Raw genomic sequence first — 14,655 nt, 5'->3', positions numbered from 1 at the left:
CAATGCGTCACCGGCTTCGGCTCGATACCTTATCTGCCGACGAATCTTTAGGACAGGCCCGGCAGCGGCGAGGTTGCGCGCGATTGCCTCGGACATCGCAGCCGGCGCAAGCGCCCGCTATGGCTCGGCGATCGGCTGTGCGGATTACTTCGCCGGCATCTCGGATATGAGCTTCTTTGGCGAGGCTACCGAATCCGGTCTCAACGTCGTCGCCCGCAACACCCCGATGTGGCGCGACGGCATTCGCTGGCCGAAGTCAGGCGGGCTGGCCAACATTCCACCATCAATATCGGCCCGTAGGGACGAGACTACCACCCCCCGCTCGAGCGGCTTCACATCGGCTATGCTTTCGATGTCTTGCCCGCAAGTCGTGAGCGATGTTTGTGCCGCCTTCTCGCGAAGCAGGGGTAGCGCGCGGAAGGCGTACCTCGATACCTCGCCAGGAGCAAATCTGCAAGTCCGAGGTTGGATGCCAGATCAATCCCGAGGCATGCGGTCGCCGGCGAAGAGATCCTCAAGAACAGCTTCGCCAGCGCACCACAAAACCGGCGGCAGCGCTATGACGAAGTTTTGGGAGGCTCGTCCGTCTCCGACAAACGATCGCGAATAGCTTCCTCGGTTTTGCTTGCCGTCTTCTTTGCCACTTCGCCGACGCGGTCGACTAGCGTCTCGTCGCCGCTGGCGCCCTGGCGGTCAGCCTCTTCCTTTACGGTCTCATAGGCTTCGGCGGCGACCTGCTTGGCTTGCTCCATGCCCTTCTCGAGGACGACCTCGGCACTCTCACGGAGCTGGTCGCTGTAGCGGCCAAGTTGCTCGTCTTCCGTGGCGGTGTGAGGCAGCATCACACCGATGGCGGTGCCCACGGCGAGGCCGACAGCAGCCATTGCCAGAGGTTCGCGCTGGAACAAGTCCAGCGCAGACTCGCGCGCCTGTGCAGCCGCATCACTAACGCCTAAGGCGACTTGTCCGCCCGTGCTTCTCAACTTTTCTCTAGCCCCGCTCGCAAGGTCTGCAACAGCTTCGGTAACACCGCCTGCTACCGAAGCCACCGAATCAGCGGCATCTGAGAGCATGGAGCCGCCTCCGGCAGCTTCGCTTTCGGCACCGTAGTACTCGCTGCTCGACTCCTGCCAGCCCTCGCCGAGGCTCTGCCCGTCGGAGAAATTGCGGGAGCCCCCAGATGGCCTGCCGCTCCGATACGCGCCTGGCGCTGACCTGTCTAGCGAAGTGCCTTTGCCGAGCATCAGCCACGCCAGGCCGGCGCCCACCAATGTAAGGGGCAGGGGATTGTCCCTGACCTGAGCCTTGAGGTTGCTGAGCATGGCGGCCCCCTCACCGGTGAACATTCCGGTGAATTCGTCGATCAGCTGACCCGGTGTCATCTTGCTGCGGATCGAGTCTGCGGTGTCCGTTATCTTGGCTCGGGCAATGTCGGCATCGCGTTCGAGTTCGGCTGAGGATTTGTCGATCATCTTATCTGGTCCTTGATCACGCGTGCGTCGCGCTTGAGTTGGTCTTGCGTGCGGTCGGGCGTCAGCTCCGAGGGAGCCATGCTTGCCGTGCCGGTGCGCAAGAGTATGACGCCCAGTACTGCCACCACGACGCCGACGAGCAGCGAGGACCATCCGGCTCCTAGCCCGGCGCTCGCCAAAGCAATTACCAGCGCCTGCAAGAGCACAATCAGGGCGGCGAGCAGGCAAATGGCGCCGCCCAGGATCTCAACTGCCCCAGCGCCGGCCTTGCTCGCTTTTTCCGAAATTTCAGCCCGCAACAGCCTGCTTTCGGTTTGAAGCAGCGTCGTGACCTGCTGTGCGAGATCCCCCACAAGTGTTGTCAGGCTGCGACTGTCCTGGTTGTCTGTCATGGGTTTCGCTCCAGGCTTGCATTAGCCCAGTCGTCGCCGGACTGATCGGATCGTAGCGGCGTCGGCTCTAGTGCCTCTGCCGATCGAGAGTTCGAACCCGTTTCGGATGCTTGGCCTGTTCCCGGCTGGACCGGTGTCCCGGTCGAGACAGATGGTGGCGAGCTCTTGATGAACCGTCCCAGCGCCAGGCCTGCCAATACGGAACCGGCGATCAGCGCCCCCGAGTTGTCGCGGCCGAACGACCGGATCTCACCAAGCACCTCGTCGAACGGTTTATCCTTCAAGGACGACGAAAGCCGCTCGAGCCCCCCTGCGGCGTCGAGGGCGAATTTCGAAGCGGTCCGTTGATCGCTGTTGGCAAGATGCTCGCTTGCCGCGCGCAATGCGTCGCTGAAAGCCTTCAGATTGGCGCTCACGTCGCGCTGCGTTCCCTCCGCCTTGTCGAACAACGCTTCCCTTGCTTCCGAGGCGTAATCGGCGGCTTTCCTAGTGATTTCGTCGCGAGCATCGTGGAGCGCCTCTGTCGCGGTCTGCTTTTCCAGTTGTAGTCTTTCCGAAAGCTCGCTTTTGGCTGCCTCGAAATCGGCCGTCTGACGGCCCTGGTCGTCCTGGTCCTGCATGGTATCTCCTAGTGGAATCCGAGGAAGGAGAGGATCGCAAGCACGATGACGACAAGGCCGATGAGATAAATGACACTGTTCATGGCGCAATCTCCTCCACTGCCCACCGAACTTGCCTGCGCTTTCTGTGTTCCGTTCGAACAGCATTTTTTTGGTAAGCGCCGCCTAACTAGCCTGAACGGGTGCCTTATGCCCAAGGCAGTGAGCGTTAGAATGATATCAGCGACCGGACTCCGGTGCGACTTACAGGTAGACGGGCATTTCTTTCGCAACAGCAAAGCCGGCGCGCGGTAGAGATCTGCGGACAGAGAACGTCATCACCATACCGATATGCGGCTAGCGAAAGGGCCGAAATCTGGATGTTGCATCACACCCGTGAAATCAGAGATGTTTCGGCTACGATTAAAGATGCGGGCGAGCGGACTGCCGCTAGGGCGCAGCTCGAGGAACTGGTTGTGCCGCGGTCGCAATGTCGAAATCATAGCGGCCTATCGTATTCCGTGGAGTGCATCTTTTCGCCGACCTCGCGGAAGGACTTCCAAGCCATGTTCAGGTCTCCCGGCTTTGACCGCGCCATGTGGAAGCGCACCGCCGTCGAGCGCTGCCGCATTCTCAAGAGAATGCCGACGCCGCGGAATCTGTCGGCATAGCGATGGCCGGCGAAGCCTGCCAGCGGTCCAGATGGCGAGAGCAGTATGGGCTCACACCATATCTCTAAGAACCGCGTCGAATTTCGTGAGGCCTACGCTCGGAGGCGTTTGGGTAAAAAGTCCCTGTTCGATTGCGGCCGCCTTGAAGGCATCGATCGCAGCTTGTTGGTTGCAATGACCAGCCAAGCATTCCTTGATCATTCGGACGGCTTCGAGCCGCCGCGGCTTGGCCACGTATGGCCATGGTTGTTCAAGGGCTTTCGCAGCATCAGATATTGATGCAACCACCATCGGCTTGCAATTCAGGTAAATTGTAATGGGAATGAACGCTGGCATTTTCTCGCTCGCCAGATTGAACGCGGCTAAACGCGAAGAAAGGGCGGAGGTTGCATGAACGCGCATCTTCGGGGTCGGCAACGTGGTACGTGAGGGCGACATGAACTATGCCCTCTCCATAGTGTGCGGGCTCCGGCCGAAGGACCAGGTCGAAGCAACTCTCGGTGTTCAGATGGCCGCAATCCACATGGCCACGATGAATGCGGCTATGTGCATGGGAGAAGCCAAAACGTGGGAGTTGAGGGAAGCTCACGAGCGGGCATTGAACCGCCTTTCCCGTACGTATGTGGCCCAGGTCGAGGCCCTGAAGCGTTATCGCAGCAAGGGAGAGCAGCGCGTGATTGTCGAGCGCGTGAACGTTGAAAAGGGCGGCCAGGCCATCGTCGGCAACGTCGCTCATTGGGGCGGGGTAGGCGAAGAAAATGATCGATAACCCCATGAACCTCGCACCGCGTTGCAAAGCTCGCAGCAAGCGCAGCGGGGTTGGCTGCAAAGCTCCGGCAAAGCGGGGTCATCGCGTTTGCCGGTTTCATGGCGCGGGTGGTGGCGCGCCCAGAGGAAAGGCCCATGGCCGTTTTCGCCACGGCCAGTTCACTTGCGAGGCCGTCTAGCAGCGCAGAGAAATTGCCGCGTTGGTCGCCGAGGCGCGGCGAACAGCGGCCGCGGGGGTATGAATGGAGTGGTTCGCCAATCACCCAGCAACGCCCGTGCCCCGTCGTCTGAAAAAGACGAGCGACAGGCCTCGTTACAGCCCTACGACTTGAAGCTGTTCCGCACGGTTGCCGGCTGGTCGCAAAACGCGCTCGCTTTCAGCATACGGCCCTCCTGACATCTGGCGTGTGCTGCGGAGCGGTGACCCAACGACGGTGTGCTCAATCCGGCGCCGGCAATGGCGCCTTAATGTCGGTCTGGTAGGTCCACTCCTGCTTCATCTCGACAATATCGGCAAGCCCAATGCTGGTGCAGATCATCTTTCGGCTCAGGTATTGCGGAACCTGTATCCAACCAATGCAGCGATACTGCTGTTTGCGATTGGGCATGGAAAAAGTCTTCGTATAGGCGATTACCACGGTGTTGACGCCATCAACCAATTCTTCGCGCAGCCTATGGCAGTTCGAATGATAGGGCGTACCGTCAGCACCTCGTCTGGACGCCGGAGCGATAGGGCGCATCCGCTCGCTTGGACACGATCCCCTCCAGGCCCATCCTGCAGGCGTGAGCGAACATGTCGCTGCGGCTTACCTTGAGGTGCTCGGCATAGGTCAATCTCGGCGCTGTATCGCTCAGCAGCTTCTCCAGCGCGGCCTTGCGCTCAATCAGCGGCTGCTGGCGAAGGTCGCGCCCGCTAAGGTGCAGAAGATCGAATGCATAGAAGATAAGCCTGGGCGAGTTCGGGTTGCCCAATTCCCGCTCCAAGGCTTGATAGTCCGGCAGACCCGTGTCGCCGAGGACAACGGCTTCGCCGTCGATGATCGCAGACCTTATCGGCAGGTTCGCCGCGGCTTGGACAATGCTCTTGTGGCGATGCGACCAGTCATAGCCGCGACGCGTGAAGGCTCGTGCTCTTCCCCCCTCGACGATGAGTTGGGTCCGGTAGCCATCGTACTTTATTTCGTGAAGCCATTCGCCGTCTTCGGGAGCTTTGGCCACCAGGGTGGGTGATTGAAACTCGATGAAGGAAAGCCGGTCCTTTGCGCTACTCATGAATCTGCGACTCCAGAAATCGACTCAAGCCGCAGGACGAGCCTCGGTTCCGGCCATTTTAGGAAAGTTGCATAAAAGCTGGCTCGGCCGTCAGATCCTAGATGGACCACACGGTCCTTTGGTGAAAATTCAGTTCGTGATCTTCGCGTCGACTCCGAAGACGCGATCGCCAACGATGTGTGGCGGACCAGCTGCGTCGGTCGCAACCTCCAACCTGTCATGCACTCGGGTCCCAAGGCGGAGCATAGCAAGCTGATCGCAGCAGAAGCCGAGGGGCGATGACCCTGGCTCAACGCCGTTCGGTGTTTTCGCTTCCGGTCAGTTGGCTCGCGCCGCCTAGGTTGTTATCGCATGACCGTCGACGGAGATTGCGGCAAGGGTTCGCTCCATGCTCTCAGCACGTATTACAAGAACACTAAGCGAATGACGTCGGCCACCCAGCCGACCGTTGAACTTTATGGGGGAGCTCTTTTTGCACTCCGGCCGAGTCCGAGTCTGCAAAGAGCCTGTGACCGTACTGCAGAGGCCTAGGCGAGCAACTGTCGCCTCCGATGTCGCGGAGCAAAGGGGGCTCCCAGCCGAAAAAATGCCAGAAACTCGCAGCCGCAATCCTCGCCTCCCGCAGCTGCTCCTCCCGATATCAGTGGCGGAATTGGATTGGCGGTAGCCTGGAGGTGTGACAGACGTTGCAGACACTCGGTCCCTGATGTAATTTAGCATTCGATCAAGTGAGGAATATGCCCGCCGTCGAGACGGCTTTTCTCTCTTTCCGTCTCGGCGGATTGCCTGCTCTGTGACGGACCTTGCTAGCACATGCCGTGTTCTTGTGGGCGAGGCAATAGCGTTCAAGGGAATTGCCATGCTCCGACTTTGCGGAATCATCGCAGCCTTCCTCTTCGCGAGCTTCACGACCTTTGACGCTTGCGCCGACCGAAGAGTCGCCTTTGTCATCGGCAACTCGGAGTACCGACAATTCCCCGCACTCAAGAACCCGGCCAAGGATGCCGAGGACGTGTCAAAAACCTTTCGACTGGCAGGGTTCGAGGTCTTCGTCGCAAGCGATCTGACGAAGCTGCAATTCGAGGAGCAGTTCCGCAACTATCTTGCCGCCGCAGACGGCGCAGAACTGGCCGTCATCTACTACTCCGGCCACGGTTTTCAGATCGGCGGCGAAAATTTTCTGATCCCGGTCGATGCCTCCTTGAAGCAGGCGGCGGACATCGAAGTCCAGGCCATTAAGCTCAACGATGTGCTGGAACAGTTACGCTCGAAATCAAAGATTCAGGTGATCATACTCGATGCCTGCCGCAACAATCCGTTCCCGCGCAAGAATTACTGGCTGAGAGACCAGCTCATCACTGCCGGCAATACCGGGCTCGCACAGGTGAGAAGCTCGCTGAACACCTTGATTGCCTTTGCGACCGAACCCGGGGCGGCGGCTTATGACGGCGCCGGCGAACTCAGCCCGTTTTCGGCGGCGTTTTCCCGTCGCGCGCTGGCCCCGAACCAGGAGATCCGCACCGTGATGGCGGCGGTGCGCCGCGATGTGGTCGAGGCCACAAACGGCCTCCAGGTTCCCTGGGAGAACTCATCTCTGATCGACGAAGTCGTCCTGATGCGCCGCAGCAATCGACCATCGCTGCCGCCCGTGCTGGAGAAGGTGGTGCTGTCAGGAGTCGGACCCGTCGACTTGGGCTTGCCTGAACCGGTCGATGTCGATGGTGGCACGATTACCCTGAGCATCGAAAGACCGCCCGCCCTGGGGCGTTTGATGCTGGACGGCAAGGCTGTTGAGTTGGGCGTGCCGATCCAGGGCAAGGATCTGCCGCGCCTGCAGATGGATGTTCCCAAGGGAGTCGCCCCGCAGGAAGAGGTCGACATGCTGGCCTATGCGACGCATGACAACTGGGGCGGCCAGACCCAAGGCATCGTCGTGTTTCGGGTGAAGAGCGGTGAAGGCGCGCAAGGCGAACAGATCATGGCTTCGCTCGAGGCCGAGCAGAAGCAGCAGGTGCTGGAGCGTGGCATTCATATAACCGGTGCGGCCGAAGCGATCGAGAACCGCGACATCGACGTTCCCGTGGGCGTGGGTCCAGTTGCGCTGAATCTGGATTTCCCGACCGATGATCCCGCCGTCAGCCTTAAAGTATCGAGTTATCCGGCAACGGGAACGCTCTCGCTGCCCGATCGAACCCTGTCGCCGCAGTCGAGCCTGATGGCCGGAGAGGTCGACCGGCTGCGCTATGAACCGCAGATCGGCGCGGAAGCCAAGGTCGAGGTCGGCTTCGAAATCCGGGCGGACAGCAGCTCATCAAAGCCCGCCACGATGAAACTGTCGCCGACGATCGATCCGTGCGACACGGCTGCCGGCGAACCTCTCGATCTGCAAGGCGTCAGCCCCGGCCTGCTGCCGAATGAAATTGGCGCTAGCGCGGTTGAGCTTTGCGAGGCCGCGGTAAAGGCTTATCCGGAAGTCCCGCGCTTCCGCTATGAACTGGGGCGGGCGCTGCTTGCGGCAGGCAAGGTCGAAGAAGCCAAGACAGCCGTCGAGGAGGCGGCCAGGAAGGGACATGTACGCGCCGTGTTCGAACTCGGCTACATGTATGCGACCGGAGCCGGCGTGGCCCTGGACCGCACCCAGGCCAATGCCCTCTACGCGGCGGCCGCCGACAAAGGCGATCCCTACGGAATGACGTCGTGGGGTCGCGCCTTGTTCAATGGCTATGGCGTCAAGCCCGACACCGGCAAGGGTTTGGACCTGCTGCTCAAGGCGGCAGCGATGGGGCACACCTATGCCATGAACGATCTGGCCGCGATCTTCACTGAGGGCCGCAACGGCGTAACCGCTGACCCGGCCCGCGCTGTTGCCTTCCTGCAAGCCGGTGTCCAGCGGCAGGACATGTATTCCATGAACCTGCTCGGGCGCAATTACTTGTCCGGGCAGGGCGTGGACAAGGACCCCAAAACGGCGTTAGCGCTATTTCAGAAGGCAATCGATCTCGGTCAGCCGTATGCGCCCGGCAGCCTCGCACGCATGTATCGGGATGGTGTCGGTGTGGGACGGAGCCTCGCAGAAGCGCAAAGACTCTTCGAAATTGGGATCGCTCGGGGTGATCCGTCCGCAGCTTACGATCGCGCGGCCCTCGAAATGCAAAAGGGCGACAAGGCCGATCAGGCCCTTGCCGTGCGCTTCCTTGCGCTTGCCGCCGCACTTGACGTGCGCAAGGAACTGCCGGATGCCCAGAGGACGCTGGCAAAGTTCGGACCGAAGCCAAAAACAGCGGCGTTGAAGCAACTGCGACATGAACTGAAATCGAAGCTTCCCGGGTCCGGTTCACAAGACACTCAACTGGTTAACGCGGCCAGACGAGTCTGGGAAGAAGCCAATCCGCGTCGGGACTTGTTCTGACCAAGGAGGAGACAATGGCGAGCAGAGTATTGAAACACGCAATACTTGGAACAGCGTTATCCGGCTTCTTGGCGGGCCTCATGGGCTGCACTTCCCTGGTTCCGAGAGTTGAACCGACGCCGCTGGTCGAAACGCCCCAGCCGAAGATTCTCCGCCGGGTGCCTCCGCCGAAGGTCGTCAAGCCTGTTCGCAAACAAAAAACCGCGAAGAAAGTGATTATACCGGTTGAGGACGAGCCTGTTCCTGCGCCTGTCATTCCTTCTGGTGGCGGTGGCGGCGGCGGTGGAAGCGGGGGAGGCGGCTGGGGTTGATCAGGTCAGACTGAAGAAGGATTGCATGAGCTTGGCGTCCGATGGCGCTTTCTGATCCTGCCAGACTTGCCAGTCGTCATCGACATCCCGCCGAACACGACAAAAGACAGCAGGGAGAACCGGCCTCTGACGGAAATGGGTGAAGTCGTCCTCAGGCCTCGGTCAGGCAGGCGGCGAGGATTCAATAGCTGCCGCACCATGCCTTCCGGGACGAGGCTGACCCGCTAGTTTTGACGATGAGACGTGACTGCCTTCGTGAGGGAGTCACGCCGGCCGGGCGCAAGATCGTCATGCTGCAATACCGGACCAATGCCGGCGTCCGCCGTAAACCCTCGATCGGGAAGTCCGGTGATTTGACGGTCGAGCAAGCTCGAAAAATCTCCCAGGACTGGCTCCTTCCCTATTCGATCGTGGCGAACTTGAGCTTCGAGGCGAGGTCAGCCACTTCGACGAGAACGCCCGAAAGGGTATTTGGGGAACGCTGCTGGGCACTTACAATCGCAGCGGCCGGGTCAGACCGCTGGCTGTCTCAACACAAGCCGGGTTGACCTTGCAACTGCCAGCGCACCAAGGAGCGCCGTTAAAGGGAACAGCACCTCTTCCTGTAGATGACGGCCTGATGCGATCCTACCAGACTTGCCGATCATACCAATCGTCAATATCCTGCCGAACGCGGTCCCTTTCGATACCGTAGCGTTCCTGGATCTTGCCTTCGAGCTGATCGCGATTGCCAGCGATGCGATCAAGATCATCATCGGTAAGTTTGCCCCACTGTTCCTTGATCTTACCCTTGACCTGCTTCCAGTTTCCTTCGACGCGATTCCAGTCCATGACATATCCTCCATTGTTTTACACAAGGCGAAACGGTCGTCCGACCAGGGAGTTCCGGAAGGAAGATCTCTGATGTTCACGTCTCCAGTTGGGAAGGTGACGACGCCAATCAGGAGATGGTGGGCCTTTGGGGAGGCGTCGACCTCCCCGAGCGGAGCGTGACGCGCATGATCATCCATGTCGAAATGGCCGACCCAGGCTTCGAGCCGCTAGGCTCGCCCGCGGTAGCGACGTGCCGGATCCGAATACATGGGCTCATTCGATACCCTGCCTGGGAGCTGGCTCCGTGGCACGCGCGTCGCCACGATTGAACCGGAGGGGTCCGGCCGCGTTGTCTGGTGACTGGTACGGCGATTGTTGTAGATAGAAATGGCGAACACTGGCACAACGCGTGGACGCAACCAGGACCGGGCAAGGGTCGCTGGTGGGCAGGACCACGAAATGAAGTATGAGGCGAGCAAAACCGGCGCCAGCAAAGCTGACGTCAAGTCGGCGGTGAAGTCGGTCGCCAACAGTCGCAAGAAAGTCGACGACAAGCTGGGCAGGAAGTGAGGCTCGGCCGCACAGAAGCTGGCGAAGTTGCAATATCAAGAGCTCGAGGTTCAGCGCAGGGGACAGGCCACATTGCCTATGACCGGCTGCCGCGAGGTCCTCATGAGAGGGCGTGCACATGACCCGCATCGTTTGCCTGCAGGAATTGAAGACGTGGGAGGACAAGTTTCCTAACGATGGATCAGAGAGGCGGGTTACGGCGCGATCTGGCACGGCTAGAAATCCTACAACGGTGTGGCGATCCTGGCCCGAGGAATGGAACCTGTGGAACGCCGACGCGGCCCTGCCTGGCGATCCTGACGACACTCACAGCCGCTATATCGAGGCCGAGGTGGATGGGTCATTGTGGGCTGTCTCTATCTGCCCAATGGCAATCCAGCGCCTGGCCCAAAGTTCGACTACAAGCTGCGCTGGTTCGATCGTCTCATCAACTACGGCCAGCACTTGCTCGAAGTTGGGGCATCCAGTGTTCTCTGCGGCGACTATAACGTCGTTCCAACCAAATCGACGCCGTGGTGCCAAGGCGATGGCTGGGCGATGCGGTCTATTTCCCGGAATGCCGGCAGGCCTATGCTAAAATGCTCGAAGGTGGCTGGATCGATGCCGTCCGGCGCATCCATCCGGAGAAGGGCATCTACACCTATTGGAATTTCTCCTACTGGGGCGGCTACGATCGGAGTTTGGGCCTGCGAATGGACCATCTCCTTGTGAGCCCCTCCCTTTCCGACCGGCTGCGCAGTGCCGGCGTGGATGTCGACACGCGGGGCTGGGAGAAGCCAAGCGACCGTGCGCCGGCCTGGATCAAGCTCTATTGAACGGCGAGGAACACTGATGATTAACGAAATGAAAGGGTTGGCGCGCCGTTCCAGACCGGGAAGCTGTTGTCCAGCCGGGCGATGTCGCCTGCACGAGCGAACTCGAAGCGACGTTTGACGAGTATATTGTACCGGGTCGCGTCGGCGCGCAGCTAGGCTGCCTTCTTAAGCTCGGCCACCTGAACGCCCAGCCGGAACGCCTGACCATCTGCAAACGAGCGCGCGTAGCTCTCGGATGTAAAAGGGACGGTGGTCGTGGTGCCATTGACCGTCACGCGAACCGACCAGTCTTTGTCTCTGACGATTTCAACGGCATGTCGCTCATGCGGAGCCATGCATTCCTCCCAGAATCTTACGTTGAGGAGGGAGGATAGCGTCGCATCACTCGTTTGCATGCAAATAATCCGACACCGCGATGTCGAAATGTCAGAACGGCGCACAGCTAGGCGAACTTAAGTCGATGTCGTCGCCTTGAGCTGTTCAAGGTGGTCTCTTGGCGAAGTTAAAAAGTGCGGTGGCAGTCTCTTCAGCCGTCCAGCCTTGCTCGATGCAAGAGGACACCAGAGCCGTGAAAGCGTTTTCAAGGACGGCTGCGCAGTTCACGTCCTGTCCAGGCTGTCCTCGGCAAAGAGTGTGCGGTGCAACTTGTGCTGTTTGGGACATGAAAAATAACTGGCGAGTGCCAGAAAAATTCTGACTTTCATCTTGCCGTCGGTCAGCCGTAGTGAAGTTTCGGTTTGGGCTCGGTGCCGGTGAATTTGACGCCGATGCGGTCGTTGCGACGCCAGCGAACCTCCGATCGATAGGCAACTCCATCGACCGACACGTAGAGCAAGAAGCGATCGGGAACCCGGGCATCGGGCGCGACCTTCAGCTCAGCGCCCCTCATGCTGATTGGGCAAGGTGCAGCTGATCTCGGAATTCTGGATCCCGGTGATGATCGTCCCGCCCTTTAGCACACGTTGGCGGCGCTCGCGCCGATGCTCGTCGGAATTGTCATCAACTGGGTTCGCGGTGTTTGCCATCGATAAAATGTCAGATCAGCTGAATTCGCCCCTAGGTATACCGAACACAGGCGCGCAGCAATGGATGGGTCATGTTGCCCTATTACGTGACATTACAGGGCATGCTCAGGTGAATCTGTCGGGTCGCGCAGAAAAAGGCAATGATCTAGCAAAGGTCCCGCGTTTGCCGACATGCCGATCAACACGGTTTCCAAGCTTCTGGTCGACGCCGACCTACCTAAATGCTGACCTTCCGGCAGACAGGCCCAGTAGCCGTCGAACTCCACCTCGTGTATCCAGGCGTCGCCCTCGGGCGGCTTCTCGACCAAGGTCGGCATCAAGGCTCAATGAACTCCAGCCGGCTGGTGCCGGCGCCTGCCCACCTGCGCAAGGAACCGAGTCTGGATCGTGAGATCCGGCGGCTAGGGCAACGGAACATAATCAGATTACCAAATTAGCAATGATGCATGAGATGCCCTATAACTTGCGCAACCGGCGAACGACCCAATTGCCGGTAGTTAGCGCCAGCGGCCGCTGGTCACCCCCCGATTGGCTGCCGGGCCGTTCCTATCAAACCGCTACGCTCGATTGATCGGCTACTCGCGACTATCGAAAGCCACCAACAGGTCAAGGGCCGCAGCGACTTCGAGGATAGCCTCGGTTATAGGGTCGTCGCATACTGTCAAGGCGCAGACTGCCGAACGTGGTATAATGCGGCTTTGACCGAGACGGTGTCCCCCCGGTCCGCCCGGTTGAGGATTGCGGCAATCGCCTGTTCTAGAACGGGACCGACCCTTTGGACGATGCTCATCCACCTTCCCCCCCGGGAACGCTAGCGTCAAAAATAACGTGTTCGAGGCCGGAATGCAACCGACGGGCGAAATCGCGACTATTTTCGGTCTAATCGTTGCGCAAATCTGCAAAGGAGACCGAAGGCAAACATGCCGCAGCGGAGCCAACGGCGATGAATCGTCTCAAAAGGCTCATGGTTGTCAGAGTTACAAAAGTTGAACTTCATCGGAGAACACTCTTTCTGTCTGCGGGCCTGTTGGATTTACAGCGCACCCCGCGCATTTAGACAGGAGAAAGAAGATGAAACGCATCCTTTTGGCTTCGGCCGTGCTGGCGCTGTCGGCCGGGCTTTCCTTTGCCCAGACGACGAGCGGAACCTCAACGAGCGGAACCTCGACCACGACAACCATGCCCAGCACGACGGATCAGGGCACCGGCGCGACGAGCAGCGGCACCAACATGTCCGGCGATCAGGGCACCGACACGACCACCACCAGCGGCACCACGAATCCGAACTCGGCCAGGGACTGCGCGCCCGGCCAGCAGACTGGCAGCGCTCAGCAGGCGGCGCCTGGTCAGCAGGACACGGCAGCCAACACCGCCGCGCCGGGCCAGGTGAAAAAGACCGACGAAGGTTGCTGATTGGCACATCGGCACAGGTTGGAATCACCAGCATGTGGCTGGCCAGTCTCCCCGACCACCGCCTGGCTGGCGAGCAAGTTGCCGGCAGCCGAGCATCAGTCCAGGAACTCTGCGCGTGATTGAGCGGCTCAACGGCGAGATTAAGCGGCGGACCGAGGTCGTCGGCATCTTGCCCAACGACGCTATCGTCCACCTCGTACGCGCGCTCCTTCTTTGAGCAGAACGACGAATGGGCCGTCCAAGCCAGATACATGACACTGGAAACCATCAGCCAAATGAGCGATGATCCGCTCATCAGCCTGCCAGCGGTGGCACGCTGATCATCCCGGCCCCCATGCCGGAGAGCGCGGCGAGCAAGCCGTCAGCTCCACCACATCCTGGGACACGATCTGAAAATGGGTTTAGCCAAAGACTTGTCTAATGTTGCACTCACATTCAATTGTCCGGATTGCTCCTATCCGGCAGTAAGGAAAGGCTCTGCACTAAGAACGATCGCACACTTCAGATGCCACGGGTGCAACGCCAAGGTGCGGATCACTTATCAGCAGAAGCTAGCAATCTTCGAAAAGCACAGGCTATCGGCCGCCCAGGGGGCGTTGCGACATCTCAACTCTGCTTTGCGGTAAGCCTAGGCGGCTTTGCCCAAGGGTGAAGCGCGGCATGGCCGGTGTCGCCCTAATCCTGATCCCGGAAGTCCAGCAGCGAGGCGTTGCGTAGACCCTCTTCGCGGTGCACATGCTTACGCGGCCAATCAGCCCCGGCTTGACCCATTGGGTGGCTGGGCGCTTCATGCCCTTTGGCGGCGGCCCGGCATGCTCCTGGCGCCGCTTCCATAGCCGCTCGCGGGTCGCTCGGGTGCGCCCAACGCCGAGCAGCTGGCCGAATGCGGTCGCCGGACTTTGTGCCGGTCGGGGCTAAAGAGTGCCCATATCAAATGGAATGAAATCCTTAGTCGTTCCTTCATTCATCCTGGCTTAAATATTTCCATGGAATGGGGTGCCCGTATCTTGAGGCGGTTTGTTAGCCGTCTGCGACAAACAGGCGAGAGCGGCAACGTTGCTACTATTTTTGCTCTGTCTTTGCCGATTGTCGTCGGCGGTGCGGGCCTCGGTATCGAGACTTCCT

13 protein-coding genes and 3 pseudogenes are annotated in these 14,655 nt (G+C 59.8%); 6 read left to right on the top strand and 10 right to left on the bottom strand.

Annotated elements, in window-relative coordinates:
- Nucleotides 1-557 precede the first annotated feature (557 nt).
- The 4 genes from NKI24_RS33010 to NKI24_RS32995 form a co-directional block, all read right to left on the bottom strand.
- Nucleotides 558-1,472, bottom strand: a complete 915-nt coding sequence (locus NKI24_RS33010) for a hypothetical protein (RefSeq protein ID WP_352750431.1) — start codon at nt 1,470-1,472, stop codon at nt 558-560.
- Nucleotides 1,469-1,864, bottom strand: a complete 396-nt coding sequence (locus tag NKI24_RS33005; RefSeq protein WP_352749042.1) for a phage holin family protein — start codon at nt 1,862-1,864, stop codon at nt 1,469-1,471. The genes NKI24_RS33010 and NKI24_RS33005 overlap by 4 nt, the downstream gene beginning before the upstream one ends.
- Entirely contained in the window at nt 1,861-2,484 is a 624-nt protein-coding gene (locus NKI24_RS33000; RefSeq protein ID WP_352750430.1) for a hypothetical protein, read from the bottom strand. Before NKI24_RS33000 ends, NKI24_RS33005 begins: the two co-directional genes overlap by 4 nt.
- Nucleotides 2,485-3,185: 701 nt before the next feature.
- Nucleotides 3,186-3,572, bottom strand: coding sequence for a DUF982 domain-containing protein (locus NKI24_RS32995; RefSeq protein ID WP_352750429.1), 387 nt, complete (start codon nt 3,570-3,572; stop codon nt 3,186-3,188).
- On the opposite strand from NKI24_RS32995, the gene NKI24_RS32990 reads away from it, so the two are divergent.
- Entirely contained in the window at nt 3,571-3,903 is a 333-nt protein-coding gene (locus NKI24_RS32990; protein ID WP_352749048.1) for a hypothetical protein, read from the top strand. The two genes, NKI24_RS32995 and NKI24_RS32990, sit on opposite strands and share 2 nt — an antisense overlap.
- 439 nt (nt 3,904-4,342) lie before the next feature.
- Here the strand turns inward: NKI24_RS32990 and NKI24_RS32985 are convergent, their stop codons facing one another.
- A complete protein-coding gene (locus tag NKI24_RS32985) occupies nt 4,343-4,561 on the bottom strand; it encodes a hypothetical protein (RefSeq protein ID WP_352750428.1) in 219 nt (72 codons plus the stop codon).
- A gap of 43 nt (nt 4,562-4,604) precedes the next feature.
- Nucleotides 4,605-5,174, bottom strand: coding sequence for an ATP-dependent DNA ligase (locus tag NKI24_RS32980; RefSeq protein WP_352750427.1), 570 nt, complete (start codon nt 5,172-5,174; stop codon nt 4,605-4,607).
- Between the two features lie 859 nt (nt 5,175-6,033).
- Here NKI24_RS32980 and NKI24_RS32975 point away from each other — a divergent pair.
- Nucleotides 6,034-8,583: a caspase family protein gene (locus NKI24_RS32975; RefSeq protein WP_352750426.1), complete on the top strand. Its 2,550-nt coding sequence runs from the start codon at nt 6,034-6,036 to the stop codon at nt 8,581-8,583.
- A 938-nt stretch (nt 8,584-9,521) separates the two neighbouring features.
- Here the strand turns inward: NKI24_RS32975 and NKI24_RS32965 are convergent.
- Nucleotides 9,522-9,725, bottom strand: a complete 204-nt coding sequence (locus NKI24_RS32965) for a CsbD family protein (protein ID WP_352450279.1) — start codon at nt 9,723-9,725, stop codon at nt 9,522-9,524.
- A 369-nt stretch (nt 9,726-10,094) separates the two neighbouring features.
- Here NKI24_RS32965 and NKI24_RS32960 point away from each other — a divergent pair, with 369 nt between their 5' ends.
- Complete coding sequence (locus NKI24_RS32960; RefSeq protein ID WP_352749054.1) at nt 10,095-10,277, top strand: DUF3606 domain-containing protein; 183 nt, start codon at nt 10,095-10,097, stop codon at nt 10,275-10,277.
- A 127-nt stretch (nt 10,278-10,404) separates the two neighbouring features.
- Nucleotides 10,405-11,092: pseudogene (gene xth / locus NKI24_RS32955) on the top strand (exodeoxyribonuclease III); the annotation flags it as partial.
- Between the two features lie 152 nt (nt 11,093-11,244).
- Here xth and NKI24_RS32950 read toward each other — a convergent pair.
- The 3 genes and pseudogenes from NKI24_RS32950 to NKI24_RS32940 form a co-directional block, all read right to left on the bottom strand.
- A complete protein-coding gene (locus NKI24_RS32950; protein ID WP_352648082.1) occupies nt 11,245-11,427 on the bottom strand; it encodes a hypothetical protein in 183 nt (60 codons plus the stop codon).
- A gap of 380 nt (nt 11,428-11,807) precedes the next feature.
- Nucleotides 11,808-12,117, bottom strand: a pseudogene (locus NKI24_RS32945) (PilZ domain-containing protein).
- Between the two features lie 92 nt (nt 12,118-12,209).
- Entirely contained in the window at nt 12,210-12,434 is a 225-nt protein-coding gene (locus tag NKI24_RS32940; protein WP_352750425.1) for a hypothetical protein, read from the bottom strand.
- Between the two features lie 754 nt (nt 12,435-13,188).
- On the opposite strand from NKI24_RS32940, the gene NKI24_RS32935 reads away from it, so the two are divergent.
- Both NKI24_RS32935 and NKI24_RS32930 read left to right on the top strand, forming a co-directional pair.
- The gene (locus NKI24_RS32935) at nt 13,189-13,530 is read left to right on the top strand and encodes a hypothetical protein (RefSeq protein ID WP_352750424.1); all 342 of its coding nucleotides are present in this window, start codon (nt 13,189-13,191) and stop codon (nt 13,528-13,530) included.
- Between the two features lie 118 nt (nt 13,531-13,648).
- A pseudogene (locus NKI24_RS32930) lies at nt 13,649-13,850 on the top strand (transposase); the annotation flags it as partial.
- Nucleotides 13,851-14,655: the final 805 nt, after the last annotated feature.

The organism is Mesorhizobium sp. M0701, assembly GCF_040320365.1.
GTDB lineage: Bacteria > Pseudomonadota > Alphaproteobacteria > Rhizobiales > Rhizobiaceae > Mesorhizobium.
This window is presented reverse-complemented; position numbering and strand designations above follow the sequence as displayed.

Excerpts from the sequence above, each read along its gene's own strand:
- NKI24_RS33010 (WP_352750431.1), bottom strand. The coding sequence starts at position 1,472 with ATGATCGACAAATCCTCAGCCGAACTCGAACGCGATGCCGACATTGCC.
- NKI24_RS33005 (WP_352749042.1), bottom strand. The coding sequence starts at position 1,864 with ATGACAGACAACCAGGACAGTCGCAGCCTGACAACACTTGTGGGGGAT.
- NKI24_RS33000 (WP_352750430.1), bottom strand. The coding sequence starts at position 2,484 with ATGCAGGACCAGGACGACCAGGGCCGTCAGACGGCCGATTTCGAGGCA.
- NKI24_RS32990 (WP_352749048.1), top strand. The coding sequence starts at position 3,571 with ATGAACTATGCCCTCTCCATAGTGTGCGGGCTCCGGCCGAAGGACCAG.
- NKI24_RS32995 (WP_352750429.1), bottom strand. The coding sequence starts at position 3,572 with ATGTCGCCCTCACGTACCACGTTGCCGACCCCGAAGATGCGCGTTCAT.
- NKI24_RS32980 (WP_352750427.1), bottom strand. The coding sequence starts at position 5,174 with ATGAGTAGCGCAAAGGACCGGCTTTCCTTCATCGAGTTTCAATCACCC.
- NKI24_RS32975 (WP_352750426.1), top strand. The coding sequence starts at position 6,034 with ATGCTCCGACTTTGCGGAATCATCGCAGCCTTCCTCTTCGCGAGCTTC.
- NKI24_RS32965 (WP_352450279.1), bottom strand. The coding sequence starts at position 9,725 with ATGGACTGGAATCGCGTCGAAGGAAACTGGAAGCAGGTCAAGGGTAAG.
- NKI24_RS32960 (WP_352749054.1), top strand. The coding sequence starts at position 10,095 with ATGGCGAACACTGGCACAACGCGTGGACGCAACCAGGACCGGGCAAGG.
- NKI24_RS32950 (WP_352648082.1), bottom strand. The coding sequence starts at position 11,427 with ATGGCTCCGCATGAGCGACATGCCGTTGAAATCGTCAGAGACAAAGAC.
- NKI24_RS32940 (WP_352750425.1), bottom strand. The coding sequence starts at position 12,434 with ATGCCGACCTTGGTCGAGAAGCCGCCCGAGGGCGACGCCTGGATACAC.
- NKI24_RS32935 (WP_352750424.1), top strand. The coding sequence starts at position 13,189 with ATGAAACGCATCCTTTTGGCTTCGGCCGTGCTGGCGCTGTCGGCCGGG.